The 19,356-nt window shown below is 39.7% G+C and carries 16 protein-coding genes; 7 read left to right on the forward strand and 9 right to left on the reverse strand.

Going from position 1 to position 19,356, the window contains the following annotated elements; translation table 11 throughout:
* Position 1 precedes the first annotated feature (1 nt).
* From MB14_RS11860 to MB14_RS11870, 3 genes are all read right to left on the reverse strand, one after another.
* Positions 2 to 1,471, reverse strand: a complete 1,470-nt coding sequence (locus MB14_RS11860; RefSeq protein WP_062591834.1) for a potassium/proton antiporter — start codon at positions 1,469 to 1,471, stop codon at positions 2 to 4.
* Positions 1,472 to 1,619: 148 nt separating this feature from the next.
* Positions 1,620 to 2,108 (reverse strand): hypothetical protein, encoded by a 489-nt coding sequence (locus tag MB14_RS11865; RefSeq protein WP_062591835.1) that lies wholly within the window; start codon positions 2,106 to 2,108, stop codon positions 1,620 to 1,622.
* A 108-nt stretch (positions 2,109 to 2,216) separates the two neighbouring features.
* A complete protein-coding gene (locus MB14_RS11870) occupies positions 2,217 to 2,591 on the reverse strand; it encodes a hypothetical protein (RefSeq protein WP_132643998.1) in 375 nt (124 codons plus the stop codon).
* A gap of 206 nt (positions 2,592 to 2,797) precedes the next feature.
* Between MB14_RS11870 and MB14_RS11875 the strand changes: the two genes are divergently transcribed.
* On the forward strand, positions 2,798 to 4,195 hold the full coding sequence (locus MB14_RS11875; RefSeq protein WP_084376056.1) for a cation:proton antiporter domain-containing protein: 1,398 nt from the start codon (positions 2,798 to 2,800) through the stop codon (positions 4,193 to 4,195).
* Positions 4,196 to 4,211: 16 nt separating this feature from the next.
* Here MB14_RS11875 and priA read toward each other — a convergent pair whose 3' ends face one another.
* From priA to MB14_RS11895, 4 genes are all read right to left on the reverse strand, one after another.
* A complete protein-coding gene (gene priA, locus MB14_RS11880) occupies positions 4,212 to 6,722 on the reverse strand; it encodes a replication restart helicase PriA (RefSeq protein WP_062591837.1) in 2,511 nt (836 codons plus the stop codon).
* 66 nt (positions 6,723 to 6,788) lie between these two features.
* Positions 6,789 to 8,825 (reverse strand): thioredoxin domain-containing protein, encoded by a 2,037-nt coding sequence (locus MB14_RS11885; protein ID WP_062592737.1) that lies wholly within the window; start codon positions 8,823 to 8,825, stop codon positions 6,789 to 6,791.
* A gap of 133 nt (positions 8,826 to 8,958) precedes the next feature.
* A complete protein-coding gene (locus MB14_RS11890; protein WP_062591838.1) occupies positions 8,959 to 9,834 on the reverse strand; it encodes a dimethylarginine dimethylaminohydrolase family protein in 876 nt (291 codons plus the stop codon).
* A 1-nt stretch (position 9,835) separates the two neighbouring features.
* Positions 9,836 to 11,140: an amino acid permease gene (locus tag MB14_RS11895; RefSeq protein WP_062591839.1), complete on the reverse strand. Its 1,305-nt coding sequence runs from the start codon at positions 11,138 to 11,140 to the stop codon at positions 9,836 to 9,838.
* 72 nt (positions 11,141 to 11,212) lie between these two features.
* Between MB14_RS11895 and MB14_RS11900 the strand changes: the two genes are divergently transcribed.
* Positions 11,213 to 12,298 (forward strand): aromatic ring-hydroxylating oxygenase subunit alpha, encoded by a 1,086-nt coding sequence (locus MB14_RS11900; protein ID WP_062591840.1) that lies wholly within the window; start codon positions 11,213 to 11,215, stop codon positions 12,296 to 12,298.
* 69 nt (positions 12,299 to 12,367) lie between these two features.
* Here MB14_RS11900 and MB14_RS11905 read toward each other — a convergent pair whose 3' ends face one another.
* Entirely contained in the window at positions 12,368 to 12,844 is a 477-nt protein-coding gene (locus tag MB14_RS11905) for a hypothetical protein (RefSeq protein WP_062591848.1), read from the reverse strand.
* Positions 12,841 to 13,398: a hypothetical protein gene (locus tag MB14_RS11910; protein ID WP_062591850.1), complete on the reverse strand. Its 558-nt coding sequence runs from the start codon at positions 13,396 to 13,398 to the stop codon at positions 12,841 to 12,843. Before MB14_RS11910 ends, MB14_RS11905 begins: the two co-directional genes overlap by 4 nt.
* 284 nt (positions 13,399 to 13,682) lie before the next feature.
* Between MB14_RS11910 and MB14_RS11915 the strand changes: the two genes are divergently transcribed.
* From MB14_RS11915 to dhaL, 5 genes are all read left to right on the forward strand, one after another.
* Positions 13,683 to 15,200 carry an OmpA family protein gene (locus MB14_RS11915; RefSeq protein ID WP_132643997.1) on the forward strand — a complete coding sequence of 506 codons (1,518 nt, stop codon included), beginning with the start codon at positions 13,683 to 13,685 and terminating at the stop codon, positions 15,198 to 15,200.
* Between the two features lie 724 nt (positions 15,201 to 15,924).
* Positions 15,925 to 16,641 carry an MIP/aquaporin family protein gene (locus tag MB14_RS11920; protein WP_062591854.1) on the forward strand — a complete coding sequence of 239 codons (717 nt, stop codon included), beginning with the start codon at positions 15,925 to 15,927 and terminating at the stop codon, positions 16,639 to 16,641.
* 44 nt (positions 16,642 to 16,685) lie between these two features.
* Entirely contained in the window at positions 16,686 to 17,543 is an 858-nt protein-coding gene (locus MB14_RS11925) for a TorF family putative porin (protein WP_062591856.1), read from the forward strand.
* A 40-nt stretch (positions 17,544 to 17,583) separates the two neighbouring features.
* On the forward strand, positions 17,584 to 18,648 hold the full coding sequence (dhaK, locus tag MB14_RS11930; protein WP_062591857.1) for a dihydroxyacetone kinase subunit DhaK: 1,065 nt from the start codon (positions 17,584 to 17,586) through the stop codon (positions 18,646 to 18,648).
* A 71-nt stretch (positions 18,649 to 18,719) separates the two neighbouring features.
* A complete protein-coding gene (gene dhaL / locus MB14_RS11935) occupies positions 18,720 to 19,355 on the forward strand; it encodes a dihydroxyacetone kinase subunit DhaL (protein WP_062591859.1) in 636 nt (211 codons plus the stop codon).
* Position 19,356 lies beyond the last annotated feature (1 nt).

Consider the following 19,356-nt stretch of genomic DNA (forward strand, 5'->3'; position numbering starts at 1 on the left):
TTTAAGGTTGTTCAATTTGTAAACATTCATAAACCTGGCCAATACCCTCTTGGGTATCAGAAAGTACTACAAGCGTGTCTTCTGCAAGAATTTCAGTAGCTCCATTGGGTGTAATGAATTTATTGTCTCGATTTATCATTGCGATCAGCGCGGTTTTAGGAAAGTTGAGGTCGACTATTTTTTTGTTTACCGCTACACCGTTTTCGGGCATTTTTATTTCAACCATTATCGCCTTGGCAGTTTCTGAAAGCAATTCATCTAATGGTGATTTTGGTTTAGAATCTTCTGGTAAAGCCACATTAAGCCATTTTGCTATAACAGATAAAGTTGTTCCTTGAATTAGTACCGAAGACAGCGAAATAAAGAACACAATATTGAAGATCATACTGGCTTTTTCGATTCCAGCAATTAAGGGGTAGGTAGCAAAAACAATCGGCACAGCCCCTCTAAGCCCAACCCATGAAATATAGAACCGCCTTCTCATTTTCATTTTGAAAGGCGTTAGGCTTAAAAAAACACTTATTGGTCGGGCTACAAATATTTGAAATAGTGAAATGAGTAAACCAATGCCTAAAATTGGAAGTATTTCTGTGGGATAAACCAATAAGCCTAGGGTAAGGAAAAGTACAATTTGCATGAGCCATGCCAAACCATCAAACATTTTAAGAATGGTTTTTTTATGGATTAAGTCTTGGTTGCCAAGGTAAACGGCACATAAATAAACGGCCAAGAAACCATTTCCACCTAGCGCATCGGTACCAGAGAAAGTGATAAACATCAACGAAATCACCAATACAGGATACAGTCCTTCAAACCCAAGCTTGATTCTGTTAATAACATATTTGCTCACCATTCCGAAAAGCAACCCAGCGATTCCTCCAATAATCATCTGTTTCAGAAACAATGGAATAATAGAGAGCAAACTCTGATCTGGATTCACCACTAGGGCTAAGAAAGCAATGGTCAATACATAAGCCATTGGATCATTACTTCCACTTTCTAGCTCAAGGGTAGGCCTTAGGTTATTTCTAAGTGCTAAGTTTTTTCCTCTTAAAATTGAAAAAACGGCTGCCGCATCGGTGGAAGATATAATTGCACCAAGCAGTAGACCTTCATAAATAGTAAAGTCGGTTATGGCCCAAACGAAGGTGCCCATGGTTACTGCTGTGAGTAAAACCCCTAAGGTAGAAAGGGAGATTCCTTGCCATAAAACCGGTTTAATAGACTGCCAGTTAGTATCGAGTCCGCCAGAAAAAAGGATGAAGTTAAGAGAAACTACTCCGATAAATTGAGCGGCTGAAGGATTATCGAAATAAATGCCTCCAATTCCATCGGAGCCAGCTAACATTCCAATCGCCAAGAACAATACTAAGGTGGGAACTCCAAAACGGTAGGAGGTTTTACCCGCTATAATGCTGATAAACAGCAATAGCGAACCAATTAGCATTATGTTCTCTATAGTTAAGCTCAATTAATTTTGATTTGAAGATGATAATGTTATCAAAGCTGCAAAGATAACTTTTGGACGCTCTTTTCAGCAATTACTATCAAATTCATTTTTTAATATGAAGGTCTGGTAAGAATAATTTTACCAGACCTCTCAAGTTTTTTATGATCTTCTATGCCTGAAGTACCTCATTAATTTGTTTCTCCCATTTAGTAAGCAAAGGCAATTCAGTAGTGATCGAACTACTTTCATCCGCATTGTAAAACTCTATGTTTTGAATTTTACTTTGAACATTTGAAGGAGTTAAAGTCAAGTGTAAGCGCTCAATTACCGTAACTGGGCCATCGTTTGTTTTCACTGTTCTGCCTACTTTGTTCACCGTACATTTCTTAAATGGCTTTAAATCAATCAATTGTATTTCGGGCGTTTCACCTTTCTTTTTAAAATGTATAAGTTGTTTTGTTTGAACATCTAAACCCAAACAATACACATAATTCCATACCTCACTGTGGGTGAGTTTTAAGCCCTTTTCTTGTGTTAACTGAAGAAATTCAGCGTATAATTTCTTTTCCTTTTTCTTCTGCATTCCTTGTAAATAAACAATAGGGAGCACAAATGCTGCCATGGCAGCTATACCAAATAGTGTTGTAGATAATTCCATTTTCTTTTAGATTAAATAATATTGGTGGTCACAGAACTCCATAATGAATTCTGAAACCAAAAAAAATACATGGCCAACGGGTGTTAGCCTAAGAGATAAATGGAATGCCTATGAGAAGCTATGGAATGGGAAAATGATGTCTTTAACGGAAAGACTGAGGTCAATTTGTCTAGACCGTTCTAATTCTTTGCGCCAAACGGCTTGCTTTGTGTTATGAGAACCTGAGTTTTGAACGGCTGCCCAGTGTGGGAGATAGTTTGTTTCGGACTCCTGAAAACTTGTTGATGTTTCAGTGACCAACTCATTAAAGACTGGTAAATGAAACAAACTGGAATAAGAAGGAGCAAATGCATCTTTAACCTGATCGGTCTGAGCGTACTCAATTTGGTTTTTAATTAAAGCCTGATGCAGCAAACTGTCTACACTTATGCCATACACCAATAAGGAGAGCGATATTAGTAGGGATTTAAACAGGCTTTTCATTCATGCAATATTAGAATATCAACTGCTATTTTTAATCGGCAAGCGAGAATATTTTTTTAAATTATTGATTATTCAAAGGCGGTGAATATGATATTTGGGCTGCCGATGAACGGATTATTTGCAACCATAAATATAAAAATGAGGTTGAAGTCAATTATTAAGCTCATTTTTAGTCTCAGAAATTAACTTTTCCCTATTATTAGGCCATGAATGTATACAACCTTATCATAGCACTGTCATGTGTGATCATTTTTTCGCACTTGTTCAATATACTTTCTAAGCGTACCAACATCCCAAGTGTTATCCTTTTGATTTTATTGGGTATAGGAATAAAGTTTGGGCTCGATGCTTATGGAATCAATCAAGACAAGCTGATTTTCAGTACTCTAGAGTTACTAGGGGTGGTTGGTCTTATTATGATTGTTTTAGAAGCAGCACTAGACCTTGAATTGAGTAAGGAAAAATGGCCTACCATATGGAAATCGTTTCTTGTGGCTTTAATATCATTAGGGGGGTGCGCATTTCTTATTTCCGTCATCATTAATCACTTTTATCAAGAAACCCCGCTTATTTCTTTAGTATATGCCATTCCGCTTTCTGTTGTCAGTAGTGCCATTGTAATCCCTAGCGTAACTGGCTTAGTGAAAGACAAGAAGGAGTTCATGATTTACGAGAGTACCTTTTCTGATATTCTTGGTATTATGTTTTTCTACTTTCTTACTGGAAATGCCGAAACAGAACAAGCAGGAGAGGTGGTTTATGGAATTATAGGAAACATCCTTATCACGATCGTTATCTCATTTGTTTTTAGTTATGGTCTGGTCGTGTTGTTTCAACGAATAGAAGGAGAGGTAAAGCTCTTTTTGCTGATTGCCATGTTGATTTTGATTTATGCCATAGGCAAGCAAATGCACCTTTCATCTTTGGTAATCATCTTAACATTTGGCTTGGTAATTAATAACAGCAAGCTCTTCTTTGTTGGAAAGCTACAAAAGTGGGTCAAACATGATGTCATAGATAAGATTCTGGATGAGCTCCATCTGGTCACCCGAGAAACAGCATTTGTAGTACGAACTTTCTTCTTTGTGGTGTTCGGAACCACAATTAACCTTTCAGCGCTAGTCAACTTAGAGGTATTGGGTATTAGCTTAATGATTGTAGCTTCATTTTTTGTGGTTCGCTTTATTGTACTCAAGGCTTTCTTTTGGAAGAAATCTATTCTACCAGAATTGATGATTACCCCTAGAGGCTTAATTACAGTACTATTGTTCTTCTCCATTCCTGTTGAACTTCAATCGGAACTGTTTAATGGAGATATTATTTTGATCACCATTCTATCTACCAGTATTATTATGACTTGGGGTTTGGTAAGCTTTAGTAAAAACACAGATAAATTGCCAGAAGGCATTAAAGGAGCTCGAAAAATTTCATATTTCATTGAGCGAATGGAACCGGATTTAAGACCGGTTGTGCCTATAAAAACTCAAGCTAGTTCATCCATTGTTCCAAAGAAAGTAGAGCCTAAGGTTGAACCCAAAGTGGATGATAAACCGGAAACTAAAGACCCATCGCTGGATAATAGTGAAGAATTTGAAGGCGAATAAATAAGTGATTTGATTCTTAATAGGGATCAACATCGGTGATAAACTCTACTTGCGAGAAGTCCTTTTTACGAAGGGCTTCTAAGTAAGCGGCCTTAATCTTTTCTTTAACGGAATTGATATTGTACTTGCGTTCAATTTTGAGGTAAATTTCCATTAAGTACTTGTCTCGTATTTTATTAATTATGGGCTCATGCGGTCCTAAAACACGGTATGTTCCTAAATCTTCTTTTAGGATATTTCCTAAAAATTCAGCGGCATCTTTAGAGAGTTTTTTATCCTTACTTCTCACCAAAATTTTAATCATTCTAGAAAAAGGCGGATAGTTGAACTTCTCCCTTTCCTGCATTTCTAGGTCGAAAAAAGTGTTATAATTCTGTTGTGAAATCAACTTTAGAATCGGCTGTTCTGGGTCACCTGTTTGAATGATTACTTTTCCAGCAATGTCTTTTCTACCTGCTCTTCCACTTACTTGGGTGGTCAATTGGTAAGTACGCTCCATCGATCTGAAATCCGGGAAATGGATCATTCGATCAATATCGAAAACACTCACTAAGCTTACGCGATCAAAATCAAGGCCTTTGCTTACCATTTGCGTACCCACCAGAATGTCTATTTTACCATCCTCAAAATCTTTAATAATGTTATGGTAGGCGTATTTAACACGTGTGGTTTCTAAATCCATGCGCTGGATTTTTGCTTCAGGGAAAATCAGTTTGAGGTCTTCCTCAATCTTTTCGGTTCCAAAACCTACCGTTCTAATACGCTGGCTACCGCAAGCAGGGCAGGTGACAGGGACAGGCTCTTTATGTCCGCAATAATGGCAGTTGAGCTGGTTTTTATATTGGTGATAAGTAAGGCTTACTGCGCATCTTGGGCATTCGGGAGTATAACCGCAGTCATCGCAGGTAATAAAGTTTGAATAGCCTCTGCGGTTCTGAAACACAATGGCTTGCTCTTTCTTCTCCAGTATACCGCCCAAAGCTTCAATAAGTACAGAAGAGAAGTTTCCAGTGGCTGTTTTACGTTTCTTTTCTGTTCGAATATCTGCAAAAACCATTTGAGGCAATTGCGCATCGCCATAACGGTTATTAATAGTCACCAATCCATATTTGCCTATTCTGGCATTGTAGAAAGACTCCACGGAAGGGGTGGCAGAACCTAAAATAGTTTTACCTCCGTGTTTATGGGCTAGAAAAAGGGCAACATCGCGGGCATGATAACGAGGGGAGGGCTCATACTGCTTGTATGAGTTTTCATGCTCTTCGTCCACAATGATTAAACCCAAATCGGCAAAGGGTAAGAAAATGGCGCTTCTTACACCTACAATGAAATCGAAGCGGCCATCCAATAAGCCCATCCAAACTTCCACACGCTCATTGTCAGAGAATTTGGAATGATAAACGCCCATTCGATCACCAAAAACCACTTTTAGGCGGTTTACAATCTGGGCGGTTAAAGCGATTTCGGGAAGTAGATAAAGTACCTGCAAGCCATTGTCTAAAGCCTCTTGTATGAGTGAAATGTAGATTTCTGTCTTTCCGCTGCCCGTAATTCCATGAAGTAAGGTAGTTGATTTCTCTTCAAAAATATCGAGAATCTCCTGCTTGGCTTTTTCTTGAATTTCGGAAAGGGGAGAAGCTTCAAAAACTTCGGTGTTCTCTTCAAAACGAGAAATAATCTCTTCGAATTCCTCAAATATTTTGTTTTTGATTAGGGTGTTTAGTGAGGAAACTGAGAGTCCAGCTTCGTTAATTGTGCTTTTAGGAATACCGCCTTCATTCCGTTCAGGCTTCTGATAAACAGGCACCATTTGAAGGTACTTGAGTAGAATGTCACTTTGCTTTGGTCTTTTCTCAAGTTCAGCAAAAAGTGATTGAAGTGTTTTTTCATCTGTAGCGTAACTTGCCGCCAGACGTATTTTCTTGACAATTTTTGGTTTATACTTCTCCCTTACTTCCTCATAAATAATGATGACATCTTTCTGAATGAGGGATTTAATAAACTTCAGTGCGCTTTTTTGATCAATTACTTCAGCCGCTTCTTTGTAGGTAAGAGAATCGTTGTTCTCAAGTGCTTTCAGGATCAGCAGCTCTCGGTCATCGAAAGGGTATTCACTATCGTTCCAATCGTTGTGTGGGTGCAACTGAATACGCGATTCACTGCTCAGTTTAAGGCCAGAAGGTAAAGCGGCATTGATCACTTCGCCAAAGGTGCACATGTAATAATCCGACATCCATTTCATTACCTCCATTTGCATGCGAGTAATGATGGGCTCTGTATCCAACACTTCTAAAATGGGCTTGGCAGCATAGATTTCTGGACGATTCCCGTGCACCTTTTCTACAATGCCTGTAACGATTCGCTTTTTCCCGAACTGAACGATTACCCTCGTCCGCTCTTTTATATTTCCACGATATTCCGCAGGAATACTATAGGTATAGAGCATGGGCACAGGGACTGGTAAAGCCACATCGGCAAAAAGCACCTGCTCATTTGCATCGTCAATATTGAGTTGTTCTATCGTCAAATCGTTATGGAAACACCTTGGTTTTGAACCTTTGGCAAGGTTAGAAATATTCCTCGTCTGCCAAAACTATTTTATATCCTGAATTAGATTTATTGCATCATTTGCTGAATTTACCGGCAGTTGACACGCTTTATTGAAGCAAACGTAAAAGGTGGTTTCGTCATTAAGTATTCCTCGGTTGGCCAATAGTGCAAGTTTACTCGTGCCTTCGTTTTCTGCACCAACCAACACCTTATTCGGCATAAATTGATCAAAGAAACTAAAGGCTTGTCTTTGAATATCATCACCCACCATTACGATTTCGGCAGTAGGTGTTACCATTTGGGTAGCCAAACAAGCCCAATTGGTCAAATATTGAGGTTCTACCATGACCATTTTCTTCACCCTACCGAGCATTTCGATTGCCATGTCGGTATAGGTTTGATTACTGGTAATCGTACCTAAAGTATATAGATTTTGAGCCATCAATGAATTTGACCCTGGAATAACGTTGTCGAAAATCTCTTTCTTTCTGGCAATCAGTTTTTCAGATTCATCATTGGTAAAAAAGAAGAAGCGCTCTTCTTCATCGTAAAAATGCTCAATCGTATATTCTGTCAATTGGACGGCTTCATTCAGCCATTTTTCATCAAAGGTGACCTGATAGAGTGCATTGAAAGCCTGAGTTACCGCTGCATAATCTTCCAAATAGGCGTCAATACTGGCTTTTCCGCCTTTATAATTTCGGAATAGCCCTTTTCCGTTTTTCATTTTGGCGCAAATGAACTCTGCATTTTTAATGGCCATTTGAAGAAACTCTGGAGCTTGAAAGCTGGCGTAGGCATCTACCAAACCTTTGAGCATAAGCCCATTCCAGCCAGAAAGTATTTTGTCGTCTAGGCCAGGGCGCACTTTGGTTTCTCTTTGCTTGAGCAATTTGAGGTTAGCTGCTTTTACCAAGTCTTGAAGTTCTTCTAAGGAAAGATCATGAGCCTTTGCAAATTCTGAGTCGGTTAGGTTTCTATGTGGAATGTTCTTTTGAGGCTCCCAATTTCCTTTTTCAGTGAGGTTGTAGTAGGCAAACATCAGTTCGGCATCAGGGCCAAGTACCTCGCGAAATTCTGAAGCTGTCCAACAGTAGAACTTACCTTCTTCTCCTTCACTGTCTGCATCTAAAGCTGAATAGAACCCGCCTTCTTCGGTGGTCATTTCCCTTTGAAGCCATTCAATGGTTTGAAAAACGATTTCTTTATAAAGTGGGTCTTTTGTGGCCTGAAAGGCTTCAGAATATAGACTTACAAGTTGCCCATTGTCGTAAAGCATTTTTTCAAAATGGGGAGCAAACCAATCAGCATCCGTAGAGTAGCGGGTAAAGCCACCTCCAATTTGATCATAGAGCCCTCCGAAAGCCATTTTGTTGAGCGTAAGCTTTACATGAGCCAAAGCGGCCTCGTTTTTATTCGCTTCAAATTCGCGAAGCAAAAAGGAATAAATGACAGGCATTGGGAATTTAGGGGCTTTGTTCATGCCTCCCTTTTTCTTGTCAAAATTCTGACTGAGAATCTTAAACATTTGGCTCAAATCTTCTTTACTGAAATCCGCACCGATAGAATTCAAGCCATACTTTTGAATATCACTCACGCTGAGCGAATTCATAAAACCTTCAGCCGATTTTTCTAATTCGGCACGTTGTTCTTTAAATACTTTGGCGATTTGAAGCAGCAAGTTAGCCCAGCCTTGTGCTGGAAAATATGTCCCTCCATAAAATGGGCGTTGGTCGGGTAGGAGAATGGCGTTTAGCGGCCAACCTCCTTGCAAACCCATGGCATGCACGGCATCCATATACACTTGATCCACATCCGGACGCTCTTCTCTGTCCACTTTAATGCAAACGAAATGCGCGTTCATGATTTCTGCAATTTTCTCGTTCTCAAAGCTTTCTCTTTCCATCACATGACACCAATGGCAAGCCGAATAGCCAATACTCACGATAATCGGTTTGTCTTCTTTCTTCGCCTTTTCTAAAGCTTCTTCACCCCAAGGAAACCAGTCTACAGGATTATAGGCATGCTGTAAAAGATAAGGGGAGGAAGAATTGATCAGTCGATTGGCTTGATGGGGCATAAGTATTCGATTTTTGATGTTGGAAGAACGAACCATGAGCCGTTCTGCTTACGAAGATCGCATAGAATTTAGAGCCTAAAAAGTTTTAAGGCTTCTATTCGAAATGAATTTGGATTGGGTGAAATGAAAGTGCTTATATTTCCCTCATCATTGGCCTTGTAAGGCAAGTAGGACCACCACCGCCCTTATAGCTTATTTCATCGCCTTGATAGGTCGTTACCCTGCAACCCGCTGCTTTCAACTGTTCTTCGGTGGAAGGATTTCCGTCCACCATTAAGCAGTTTCTGGGCGAAATGGCCAATACATTACAACCCATGGAGTCAAACTCGTCTTCGGGTACTTCTATAAACTCAAAACCTCTTCTGATTAATTCATTTCTAAAGGAAATAGGCATTAATGGAGAGTAAATCACCGCCAAATCTTTATCCACAGGGCTAAGAATAGACATAAGATGGAATACATCGGAGGGGCCTTTGTAATGTGGTAAATCTACGGTGAGCACCTCAATTCCTTTGGGTTCCAAAAGCGCTTTGAGTTGTCTGATTCCTTCTGGGTTGGTGCGGTAAGTATTCCCAACCGCCAAAGTTTTTTCATCGAGCCAAGCCACATCACCGCCTTCCAATGTGCCTGGCCCTTCAATCTGTCCGAAAATTTTTATGCCAGCCGCCTCATAGTCTTCTCTGTGCGACATGGGTTCATTGACTCTGCCGGCTTTACCCATATTGCAGAGAATCATTCCGTAGTCAGTGGCGATCGAAGCATCTCTACAGTATATGGAATCTATTTTCACGTAATCATTCGAACCGAAAGTCTTTAAGTTCGGCCCAAGAAAATAGAAATTTGCTTTGAAGCTATCGTATTCCTGAAGTGCTTTTGGGTAGCTGGGGCATTCCAGAAAGTTCAAATCTATCCACTGGCTGTCAATCATTTGCTGATCTACAAAACCGTATTTTACAGGCTTGATCCAAAGGGATTTAATTGTTCCGTATTCCGAATGAGAGGTATGCATTTTAGATTTTTCGTTTGCTCCAAATATAGACTGGAATTCCCAATAAAAGACCAATAAACCCAACTGAAACGGCCTCATGGCCCGAGCCAAACATCATCCAGATGGAAAAGCCAAAGCCTATCAGGGTAAGGATGAAATTGGTGAGTTTTGGTTTGAAACCGTATTTCCTTTCAATGGAAAATAAGCCAAATGCCGATACGCTAAAGATGTAAGACACCAGCGTGGCGACTGTGCTTAATAAGATCATATAAGTGTAAACATCTGCCAAGCCTTTGGTTTGATTGAGCAATAATAAAATGGTGACAATTACGCTTGATACAATGATGCTAAAGTAAGGCGACTCATTTTTATTGATTTTGGCAAAAGGTTTGGGTAGAATGCCATCATTGGCCATTGCCATAGGCATTTGCCCGGAAATTAGAATCCAGCCATTTAAGGCTCCAAAAGTTGAAATACAAGCACCTGCTGCTACAATATACTCCGCATTCGCGCCCCACATTTTAGAGGCGGCATCTGAAAAAGGAGAAACGGTATTGGCCATTTCAGCTGGAGGTAACACGCTAAACAAAGCAAAAGAACTGGCCATATAAAGAATGGAAACCGCTATGGTTCCATACATGGTGGCTTTCGGAATTGTTTTTTCAGGTGACTTAATATTTCCTGCTGGTATGGTGGCGGCTTCAATACCTAAAAAGGCGAAGAGGCATATAGCAGTACTGATGGTAATGGCCTGAATAGATGAAACTTCACTCACATTAAATGGGCTGAAGTTGCTCCAGTCAATAAAGAAAAAGCCTCCGACAGTAATCGCTAATAAAGGAACAATTTTCAGCAGCGTAGTTATCAATTGGGTTTTACCGCCTCCTTTAACACTGTAACTGTTTAGCGCTGTCAGTAGCCAAATGGTGATTAAAGCGGTAATTAAGGAGAGAAGTGAATTGTCTTTTAAGATTGGAATAAATACGCTCAAATAGCTTACAAAAGAGATGGCAATGGCAGCGTTTGTCGCCCAAAGTGATAACCAATAGCCCCAGCCTACAAAGAAACCAATGAAGTCTCCAAAGCCCGCTCGGCTATAGGCATAAGGCCCGCCAGTATCTGGAATTACCTTGCTTAACCGACCCAAAATTTTAGCTAAAATAAAGGCACCTAAGGCCGCGAAGAGCCAGCCGAAAAGACTAATGCCTCCAAATTGTGCCAAAGCAACAGGTAAAGAAAAAATGCCCGAACCAATCATTCCACCCACAACGAGTGCGGTGGTAGTCCAAACACCTAATTTTTTACTGGAATTCTTGCTGTCACTCATAGCTGAAAAAATCGAATTAGAATACCTATTTTAGCATATATTCCATTTGAAATATATCGATAAAAGCTGAGCATGCCTAACTACTCCATTCATCCAGAAATAGAAAAAGCACATACGCTTCCTTCTAGTTTTTATCGTGACATTCAAGTATTTGAAGAATTAAAAGAGAAGGTTTTTCTGAAATCATGGCAATGGATTGGGGACGAGTCTTTGGTGAAGTTACCGAAGCAAGTTTATCCATTCACATTATTAGAGGGCTACCTAACAGAGCCCGTTTTATTAACCAGAACCGAGGATGAAGAGATTCATTGTCTGACCAATGTTTGTACGCATCGAGGGAATATCGTGTGTCATCACCCCGGTTCGGAACGAAAGTTAGTCTGTAAATACCATGGCAGAAGGTTTGGCTTGGATGGCGCTTTTGAACACATGCCTGAGTTTAAAGAAGCTGAGAACTTTCCTTGCGCCTCTGACAGTCTGCATCAATTTCCACTGAAGCAGTTAGGGCCTTTACTGTTTATGGGGCTCGATCCCAGTTTCGATTTTGAACCTGTGTTGGAAGGAATGCTAGAACGCATTGGCTTTATGCCCTTGCACGAGTTTAGGCATGATACTCAGCGTTCTCAAGATTACTTGGTGAATGCGCACTGGTCTTTGTATTGCGATAATTACTTGGAAGGTTTCCATATTCCATTTGTGCATAGCGATTTAAACGCAGTGTTGGATTATGGTTCTTACGAAACGGTATTGTATGAGCACATGAACCTTCAAATTGGTTATGCCGATTCAGCCGAAGATACTTTTGATCTGCCCAAAGGGCATATGGATTACGGTAAGAATGTGGCCGCCTATTATTTCTGGGTATTCCCGAATATGATGTTCAATTTTTACCCTTGGGGACTTTCCATCAATATTGTCAAACCAATTTCTGTAAACCGAACCCGCGTAAGCTTTATTACTTATGTGTATGACGAAAGCAACATAGACAGTGGGGCAGGGGCTTTATTGGATAAAGTAGAACGCGAAGATGAGTTTGTGGTAGAAGGCGTTCAGAAGGGGATTAACTCTCGATTTTATAAGTCAGGAAGGTATTCACCTAAAATGGAAAAAGGAGTCCACCATTTCCACAGCCTATTGTGTAAATTCTTGGAAGATTAAGTCTCCTATAAATTTCAGTTCTGCGTTTCGAACACTAAACACTAAACACTAAACACTAAACACTAAACACTAAACCCCCTTTGCCATTAGTTCTTTCAGCTTTTTCTCAATTACCTCTCGGTTTTTGGCAGAAAGCATCCATTTGGGCAATCTACTTTCCAAGCTTCGGTTGCTCCAGCCATGCTCATTAGGCTGACGTTCTCTCGTTTTGTTCGAAATGAAATTGAGTAAGTAGGTGAGGTGCTCCTTGTTATAGCCAAAAAGTACTTTCCCTTTAACTTCTGTTGTATACCATAAGGGATATTTGAAGTAACAATCAATTGGATGTCCCATGAGAATTCCTCCAGAGAAAAATTGACTGCTTCCTGTTTGAAATACGTTCGCTTTACCCATCCAATTTTTTGTAGAACCACAGCTTACACATGTAAACCTTGTCTCTGCTCGGTTTTCTGGACTTGAAGTCACAACTGCTTTGGCTTTGCAACTGGGGCATTCTACATCAATTCGATTGATGAATTGCTCTATATAGGTGAATTCTGGTTTCATTTTTTAAAGAACATATTGCCGCCATTACTATAAACAGGAAAATTGGGAGGAACCACCATAATATTGTTATAACGCATATGACGGAATTCTTCGTAAGGGTTATCAAGCTGGCTCATGATTTCATTGGCCAAATGGGGGAGAGAAAAGAAAACAAATTCCCCAATGCCAAGAATAACCCAATCATCAATTTCATGACGCATTCGTTGGCAAGGTAAAGTATCCGATTTAGACATCTCAGCAAATTCTTCATGTGTCTCTTCGGTCCATTCGTAATAAGTCAGCAGTTCACTAGAAGTCTTATTCAAATAGGGTGCGATAATGCTTTCCCAATGCCTTAATTTCCTGATGTTGGGAATTTCCTCTTTCAAGAATAAAGCAACTGCATGCACTAAACTCTCAATCACCAGAGCAGGATGCTCACCACTTCCGCCACCAATAACCAACTGATTGGTAGTACAAATAAAATCTCCGTCAATATCTTCTAATGGGTGATAAACAGAGATTATCCCTAAATACCCTAATAGTTCGTGTTTAAAAGAATCAATATGGCTCATGCTAGAAGTTTGCCTTGAAAGTGCTTAAAACTTCCCAGATAACAAAAAGGATTACTACCTTCTAAATACTATTTTCTAAGCCCTTGTTAAAAAATGTTATTCAGCGTCTACAGCAGGGTAGTTTAAAGCTTAACCCTTATCTTCGAAGCGAAATATTTTCTATTTCATACGTTGAAAGAAAAGGAAACGCGATAATAGCTTTGAAAACGACTTTATATACCATTCTTCTTGTTCTTTTTTGCAATCAGGTAATACTGTTGGGCCAATCCCAAAGCCATGTCAAAATGGATAGTATTAACTCCAGTTTTGATGAACAAAACCCTGTGCTTACTCCCGATGGAAAGCGTATGTATTTTGTGCGTTCTGGACATCCTCGCAACGAAGGAGGAGTGATTGATCGAGGTGATATTTGGTATTCGGATAAAACGGAAACTGGTTGGTCTGTGGCCAAACATGGTGGTAGCACTATTAATCATACAGGTTTGAATGGTATTGTCGGTTTTTCAGCCGATGGAGAACGTATCTACCTTTTAAATTATAAAGATTCGCAAGGCTATATACATAAAAGAATTGCCATGGCGGAATGGGTGAGAGACCATTGGTCGGTGCCACAACCAGTTGACATTCGCTACTTTGAAAATTTTTCAGAGAATATCAGCGGTTCTATTTCGCCAGATGAAAAAGTAATGATTCTGTCCTATAAAAGTTACGATACTTATGGGAACGAAGACCTCTATGTCACCTTTAAAGAAAGTAATGGCAGTTGGACCCCACCAGAGAACATGGGGGTAGACTTGAATACTTTGGGGGAAGAATGGGCACCTTATTTGGCACCCGATTTAAAAACCTTGTACTTCTCCTCAAATGGTTTTGGAGGACAAGGTGGCCGCGATATTTTTGTAAGCCAGCGCAAAGACGGTACCTGGAAAGACTGGACAGACCCTGTAAACCTAGGTTCTGAAGTAAATACAGCTGGAATGGAGTTAGGCTATAGCATCCCTAAATTGGGTGAATTGGCTTATTTTTCTTCTACCCAAAACAGCGAGGGTTTTGGCGATATTTTTGGTTTCCCATTAAATAAAACAGAAAAGGTGTTGCAAGAAATTGTATCTAAAACAGAAGCTCCAATTTCTCAAGTAACCACTACAAAGACCCCAGAGAAGCCAGTGGTAGTGATGACCATGCAGGTGTTGGATATCCGCAACGACAAACCCGTAAATGGTTTAGTTAAACTCAACTTTGGTGAAAAGGAAGTTGAAGTGAATACTGCCGATTTGGATTCCCCAGACAAGAAATTTTTAGTGACCATTGAGGAAGGTCTTGAAGTAAATGTGGAGATTGAAGCCGATGGTTTTCTCAAGTACAAAGAAACCTTTGTGGCTTCTGCTAAGCCATTGCAAGGTGATATTGAGGCCAAAGCTGTTGAAGGTTTTAGGCTTACACCAAGAGAGGTAGGTACTAAAATTCAAATTCCGAATGTACTTTTTAATGAAGGGACTTCCTCTTTTGCCGATGCAAAAACTACCGAAACTCAACTAGAAATTTTGATTGAGTTGATGAAAAACAACCCAGACTTGGAAATTCGTTTGGAAGGCCATACCGATAATAGGGGTAATCCTAAATTGCTCAAGGAGCTTTCATTAGATCGGGTAAATGCGGTTAAGGATTACTTAGTAGAAAAGGGAATCTCTGGAAAACGCATAGAAACCGTAGGCTTTGGTGGCGAAAAGCCCGTAGGCCAAAACTCAACCGACTCTGGCCGTGAAAAAAACCGCAGGGTAGAGTTTATCATTATTAAGTAAAAATGTCTTTGCGAGGAATGAAACCTGTGAAAACAGGGTTTCATGACGCGGCAATCTGTCAGAGTAAGCCTCATTTTGATAAAGTCACGAAAGCTTAAAACTCGTTAAAAGACCTGTCAGGTTTTCAAAACCTTATAGGTCTGGAAGTGGCATAACGCTCCGATTAAGCTCCTTTTAGACCGTCATCTTGAGCCCCTCTCAGGATCTGGCTGCTACTTCTAACTAAGAGCAGAAGCAAGAATATCCATCCCTCGATTAGCTTCAATGCTTAGGTCTAAACCGTTGAAACGGTTCGTTAGAGTTGTGTATTATATAGCCCACGGTTTAAACCGTGGGCTACTCGTATGTTTAAAGTAAATCTGCAGTTCAGCATAAGACTGTGTCAATTTAGAAAATGAGCTTTTTAACAGACTAAGTTTATCTGTTCCTTTTTCTAGCATTTCCATTGAAAAGCAATTGGTTCTATTTGGTTCTGTTACGCTCTAAAACATCTGTAATTTCAAAATATCCCAAAGCTTAAACGGCTAAAACGAACAATTCAGCCTAAATCAAACATAAAACGAACCAAACAGAAAATTTTGAACGGCTTCAATCACATAGGTTTGTTGAAATTAATAATTACGTAATCAAGACATCATTTTTGAAAAGGTTAGAATTATGACGATCGACTCTATTAACAAATGATATTTTTTGCGATAAAAACAAACAAACAAACAAACTAAATATGGAAGTGAATATTTTACTCGGAGAATTTTTTGGAACAATGACTCTAGTGCTGCTAGGTAATGGTGTCGTTGCAAATGCACTTTTAACGGACTCAAAGGCAAATGGGTCTGGATGGATGGTTATAGCCTCTGGATGGGCTTTTGCTGTTTTTGCAGGAGTATTTGTCGCATTAGCATTTGGTGCCCCAGCACACCTTAATCCTGCTGTAACCTTGGGATTCGCAATCTCGTCAGGTGATTTTTCAAACATGCTGCCCTTCTTTGGTGTACAGTTTTTAGGAGCATTTGCTGGGGCTATTTTGGTTTTCTTGCATTTTGGACCTCATTGGAAAGTAACAGAAGATGCTGGACTTAAGTTGGCTGCTTTTTCTACAGGGCCGGCAATTCGCAAATCAGGTTGGAACATTGTAAGTGAAGCCATCGGTACTTTTGTACTTGTTTTGGGTGTTGCCGCCATTTTTTCAGGAGATGTTGCGGCTGGCATGGGACCATTTTTAGTAGGTGGTCTTGTTTGGGGAATTGGGCTGTCTTTAGGTGGGACAACAGGTTATGCTATCAACCCTGCTCGAGATTTAGGGCCACGTATCGCGCATTTCTTATTGCCTATTCCAGGAAAAGGAGAGTCTGATTTTGCTTATAGCTGGGTTCCAGTAGTAGGGCCACTAATAGGCGGTGCAGCGGCAGGACTCTTTATAATGATCTTACCAGTTTTATAAGCCATTCAAATTTTTTAAATCAAAATAACTTTAGAATCAATATTATGAGAAATATTAAATACTTAATCATACTTGTCGCTATCATTAGCACTAACTTATCAATAGCACAGGAAAACGAAATTGCTACGATAGAAAATGTAATTTCAGAAACAGGTACTGAAATAGTTGAAGGTACTTCTGCAGCTCAACAAGACCCAGAAGAAGTGAAAGGCGAATGGAACGCTAATTTTGATGTCACTGTGGTGAGTCGTTTCATCTGGAGAGGATTAATTTTAGGAGACTATCCAAGTATTCAGCCAAGCGTAACTTTCTCTAAAGGGAATTTCTTTGTAGGAACTTGGGCTTCATATTCTTTAGCCTCAGCAGAACGCGGAGGAGCAGCATCTGGTCAAGTCGCTGCTGCAGAAAATTATAAAGAAATAATACCTTATATAGGGTACAGCTTTAAAGCAGGTGAAGAATCTAAATTAGACCTTATGGTTTTAACCCATTACAATCCTAATGTAGGTGGCTTTTTCGATTTTAATAATACCCCTGTAGGAGGTGGTCCTGCACTAACCAATAGAGTTGAGCTTAGAGCAGTTTATAATGTTGGAAAGCTTGATTTCTTTGGTGGATGGGATTTCTACAACGACCCTTCAGAAAATTCTTCTCTGTATCTAGAAACAGGTTATACATTTGATTTCTCTAATGGCGTAAAAGGGAGACCTTTTATTTCTGGGGTGGCCAATGATAATTACTATACAACAGATGGCAAGGCTGATATAACTCAAGTGGGATGGTACACTTCTAAATCCTTTTCAATAGGAGAAGAAGTTAGCTTATCTGTAAAAGCGGATATGGTTTACAATCCGGATAGAGATCAGTTTAATGCAGCTTTCGGAGCTACATTTAAATTTTAGTAGTACGCCAGATTTTTAACACTAATAAAAAAGCATAACCATGAAAAAACTTATAAATAAGATTGAAAACGTCATTACCGAACAAATGGAAGGAATGGCAGCAGCGCATAGCAGCATCAAAATAAACCTTGAGCCAAAATATATCTATCGTTCTGAAGAAACCAAAAAAGGTAAAGTTGTAATTATTTCAGGTGGTGGTAGTGGACATGAACCTATGCATGGTGGGTTTGTAGGACTTGGTATGTTAGACGCAGCCTGTCCTGGAGAAGTGTTCACTTCACCAACTCCAGACCAAATGTTTGAATGCGCAAAAAAAGTAGAAAATGGTGGGGGCGTATTATTCCTTGTGAAAAATTACACAGGCGATGTTATGAATTTTGAGATGGCGGCTGAAATGCTAAATGCTGACGGAATCAAAACTCAAAATATTCTAATTGATGATGATGTAGCTGTAAAAGATAGTTTATACACCGCAGGAAGACGCGGAGTAGGGACAACAGTGATTATGGAGAAAATTGTTGGTGCTGCAGCTGAAGCTGGTTATGACCTAGAGCAATGTGCAGCATTGGCCAAAAAAGTAAACTCTCGTGGAAGATCAATGGGGATGGCGCTTACCTCTTGTATCGTACCGGCAGCTGGAAAACCAAATTTCGATATTGATGAAGATGAAATTGAGATCGGAGTTGGCATTCATGGAGAGCCTGGCAGAAAAAGGATTCCTCTTACAAATGCAGATGAAATCACAACCATATTAACATCAGCGATATTAGATGATAAGGCATATTCAAGACCATTAAGAGAATGGGATTTTAGCACCAATAGTTGGGTAGAGAAAGAGTTAACGAGTGATGCTTTTAAGGCTGGCGATCAAATGATCGCATTGGTAAATGGATTGGGAAGTACTCCTGTATCTGAGCTATATACAGTTTATCGTAAATTCAACGAGTTATGTGAAGCCAAGAACATAACGATAGCACGAAATCTTGTGGGTTCATACATTACAGCCCTTGACATGCAAGGTTGTTCTATTACTCTTGTACGTGCTGATGATGAAATGATTAAATTATGGGACGCTCCAGTGAATACTGCGGGGCTCAAGATGTAAGTTAAGCGAAATCTAACATTAGGATTGCTACCGATTTTATATGGGTAGCAATCTAAAAAAACAACTGAAAAATGGTAACCATAAAACAAACTCAGCTGATCGAATGGCTGAAGAACATTACCCTTGTTATTAGGGAGAACAAAGATATTCTAACAGCACTGGACTCGGAAATTGGAGATGCTGATCATGGATTTAACATGGAGCGGGGATTTAATAAGGTGTCAGAAAAGATTGATGAACTTTCACGTAGCCAAGATATAGCTATGCTGATGAAAAATACAGGAATGACATTAATCTCCAGTATTGGAGGAGCTTCTGGACCTTTATATGGTACTTTTTTTATGCAAGCAGGTGCTGTTTTAGGTGACAAAACTGAAATAACACTTACAGACTTGAAAAACAGTATTGAAAATGGTGTCAAAGGTGTGAAAGACAGGGGGAGAGCTTCTGTGGGTGATAAAACAATGATTGATGTGCTTGAGCCAGCTGTTCAATCTTTGTCCGAATCTGTAGGTGAAAATTTATCCTTAGAACAAGCTTTATCAAATATGGTTGACGTGGCCAAAAACGGGATGAAGTCTACCATAGATATGATTGCGAAAAAGGGTAGAGCAAGTTACTTAGGAGAACGAAGTATAGGTCATCAAGACGCAGGAGCTACATCAAGTTATCTAATTCTTAAAGCACTAAAAGAGACCATAAATTAGC

The organism is Roseivirga ehrenbergii, assembly GCF_001593005.1.
Lineage (GTDB): Bacteria > Bacteroidota > Bacteroidia > Cytophagales > Cyclobacteriaceae > Roseivirga > Roseivirga ehrenbergii.

Coding starts and splice junctions, on each gene's coding strand:
- MB14_RS11890 (WP_062591838.1), bottom strand. CDS start 9,834: ATGCATACCTCTCATTCGGAATACGGAACAATTAAATCCCTTTGGATC.
- MB14_RS11920 (WP_062591854.1), top strand. CDS start 15,925: ATGGAAGTGAATATTTTACTCGGAGAATTTTTTGGAACAATGACTCTA.
- MB14_RS11915 (WP_132643997.1), top strand. CDS start 13,683: ATGGATAGTATTAACTCCAGTTTTGATGAACAAAACCCTGTGCTTACT.
- dhaL (WP_062591859.1), top strand. CDS start 18,720: ATGGTAACCATAAAACAAACTCAGCTGATCGAATGGCTGAAGAACATT.
- MB14_RS11865 (WP_062591835.1), bottom strand. CDS start 2,108: ATGGAATTATCTACAACACTATTTGGTATAGCTGCCATGGCAGCATTT.
- MB14_RS11925 (WP_062591856.1), top strand. CDS start 16,686: ATGAGAAATATTAAATACTTAATCATACTTGTCGCTATCATTAGCACT.
- MB14_RS11885 (WP_062592737.1), bottom strand. CDS start 8,825: ATGCCCCATCAAGCCAATCGACTGATCAATTCTTCCTCCCCTTATCTT.
- MB14_RS11870 (WP_132643998.1), bottom strand. CDS start 2,591: ATGAAAAGCCTGTTTAAATCCCTACTAATATCGCTCTCCTTATTGGTG.
- MB14_RS11895 (WP_062591839.1), bottom strand. CDS start 11,140: ATGAGTGACAGCAAGAATTCCAGTAAAAAATTAGGTGTTTGGACTACC.
- MB14_RS11875 (WP_084376056.1), top strand. CDS start 2,798: ATGAATGTATACAACCTTATCATAGCACTGTCATGTGTGATCATTTTT.
- MB14_RS11905 (WP_062591848.1), bottom strand. CDS start 12,844: ATGAAACCAGAATTCACCTATATAGAGCAATTCATCAATCGAATTGAT.
- MB14_RS11910 (WP_062591850.1), bottom strand. CDS start 13,398: ATGAGCCATATTGATTCTTTTAAACACGAACTATTAGGGTATTTAGGG.
- MB14_RS11900 (WP_062591840.1), top strand. CDS start 11,213: ATGCCTAACTACTCCATTCATCCAGAAATAGAAAAAGCACATACGCTT.
- dhaK (WP_062591857.1), top strand. CDS start 17,584: ATGAAAAAACTTATAAATAAGATTGAAAACGTCATTACCGAACAAATG.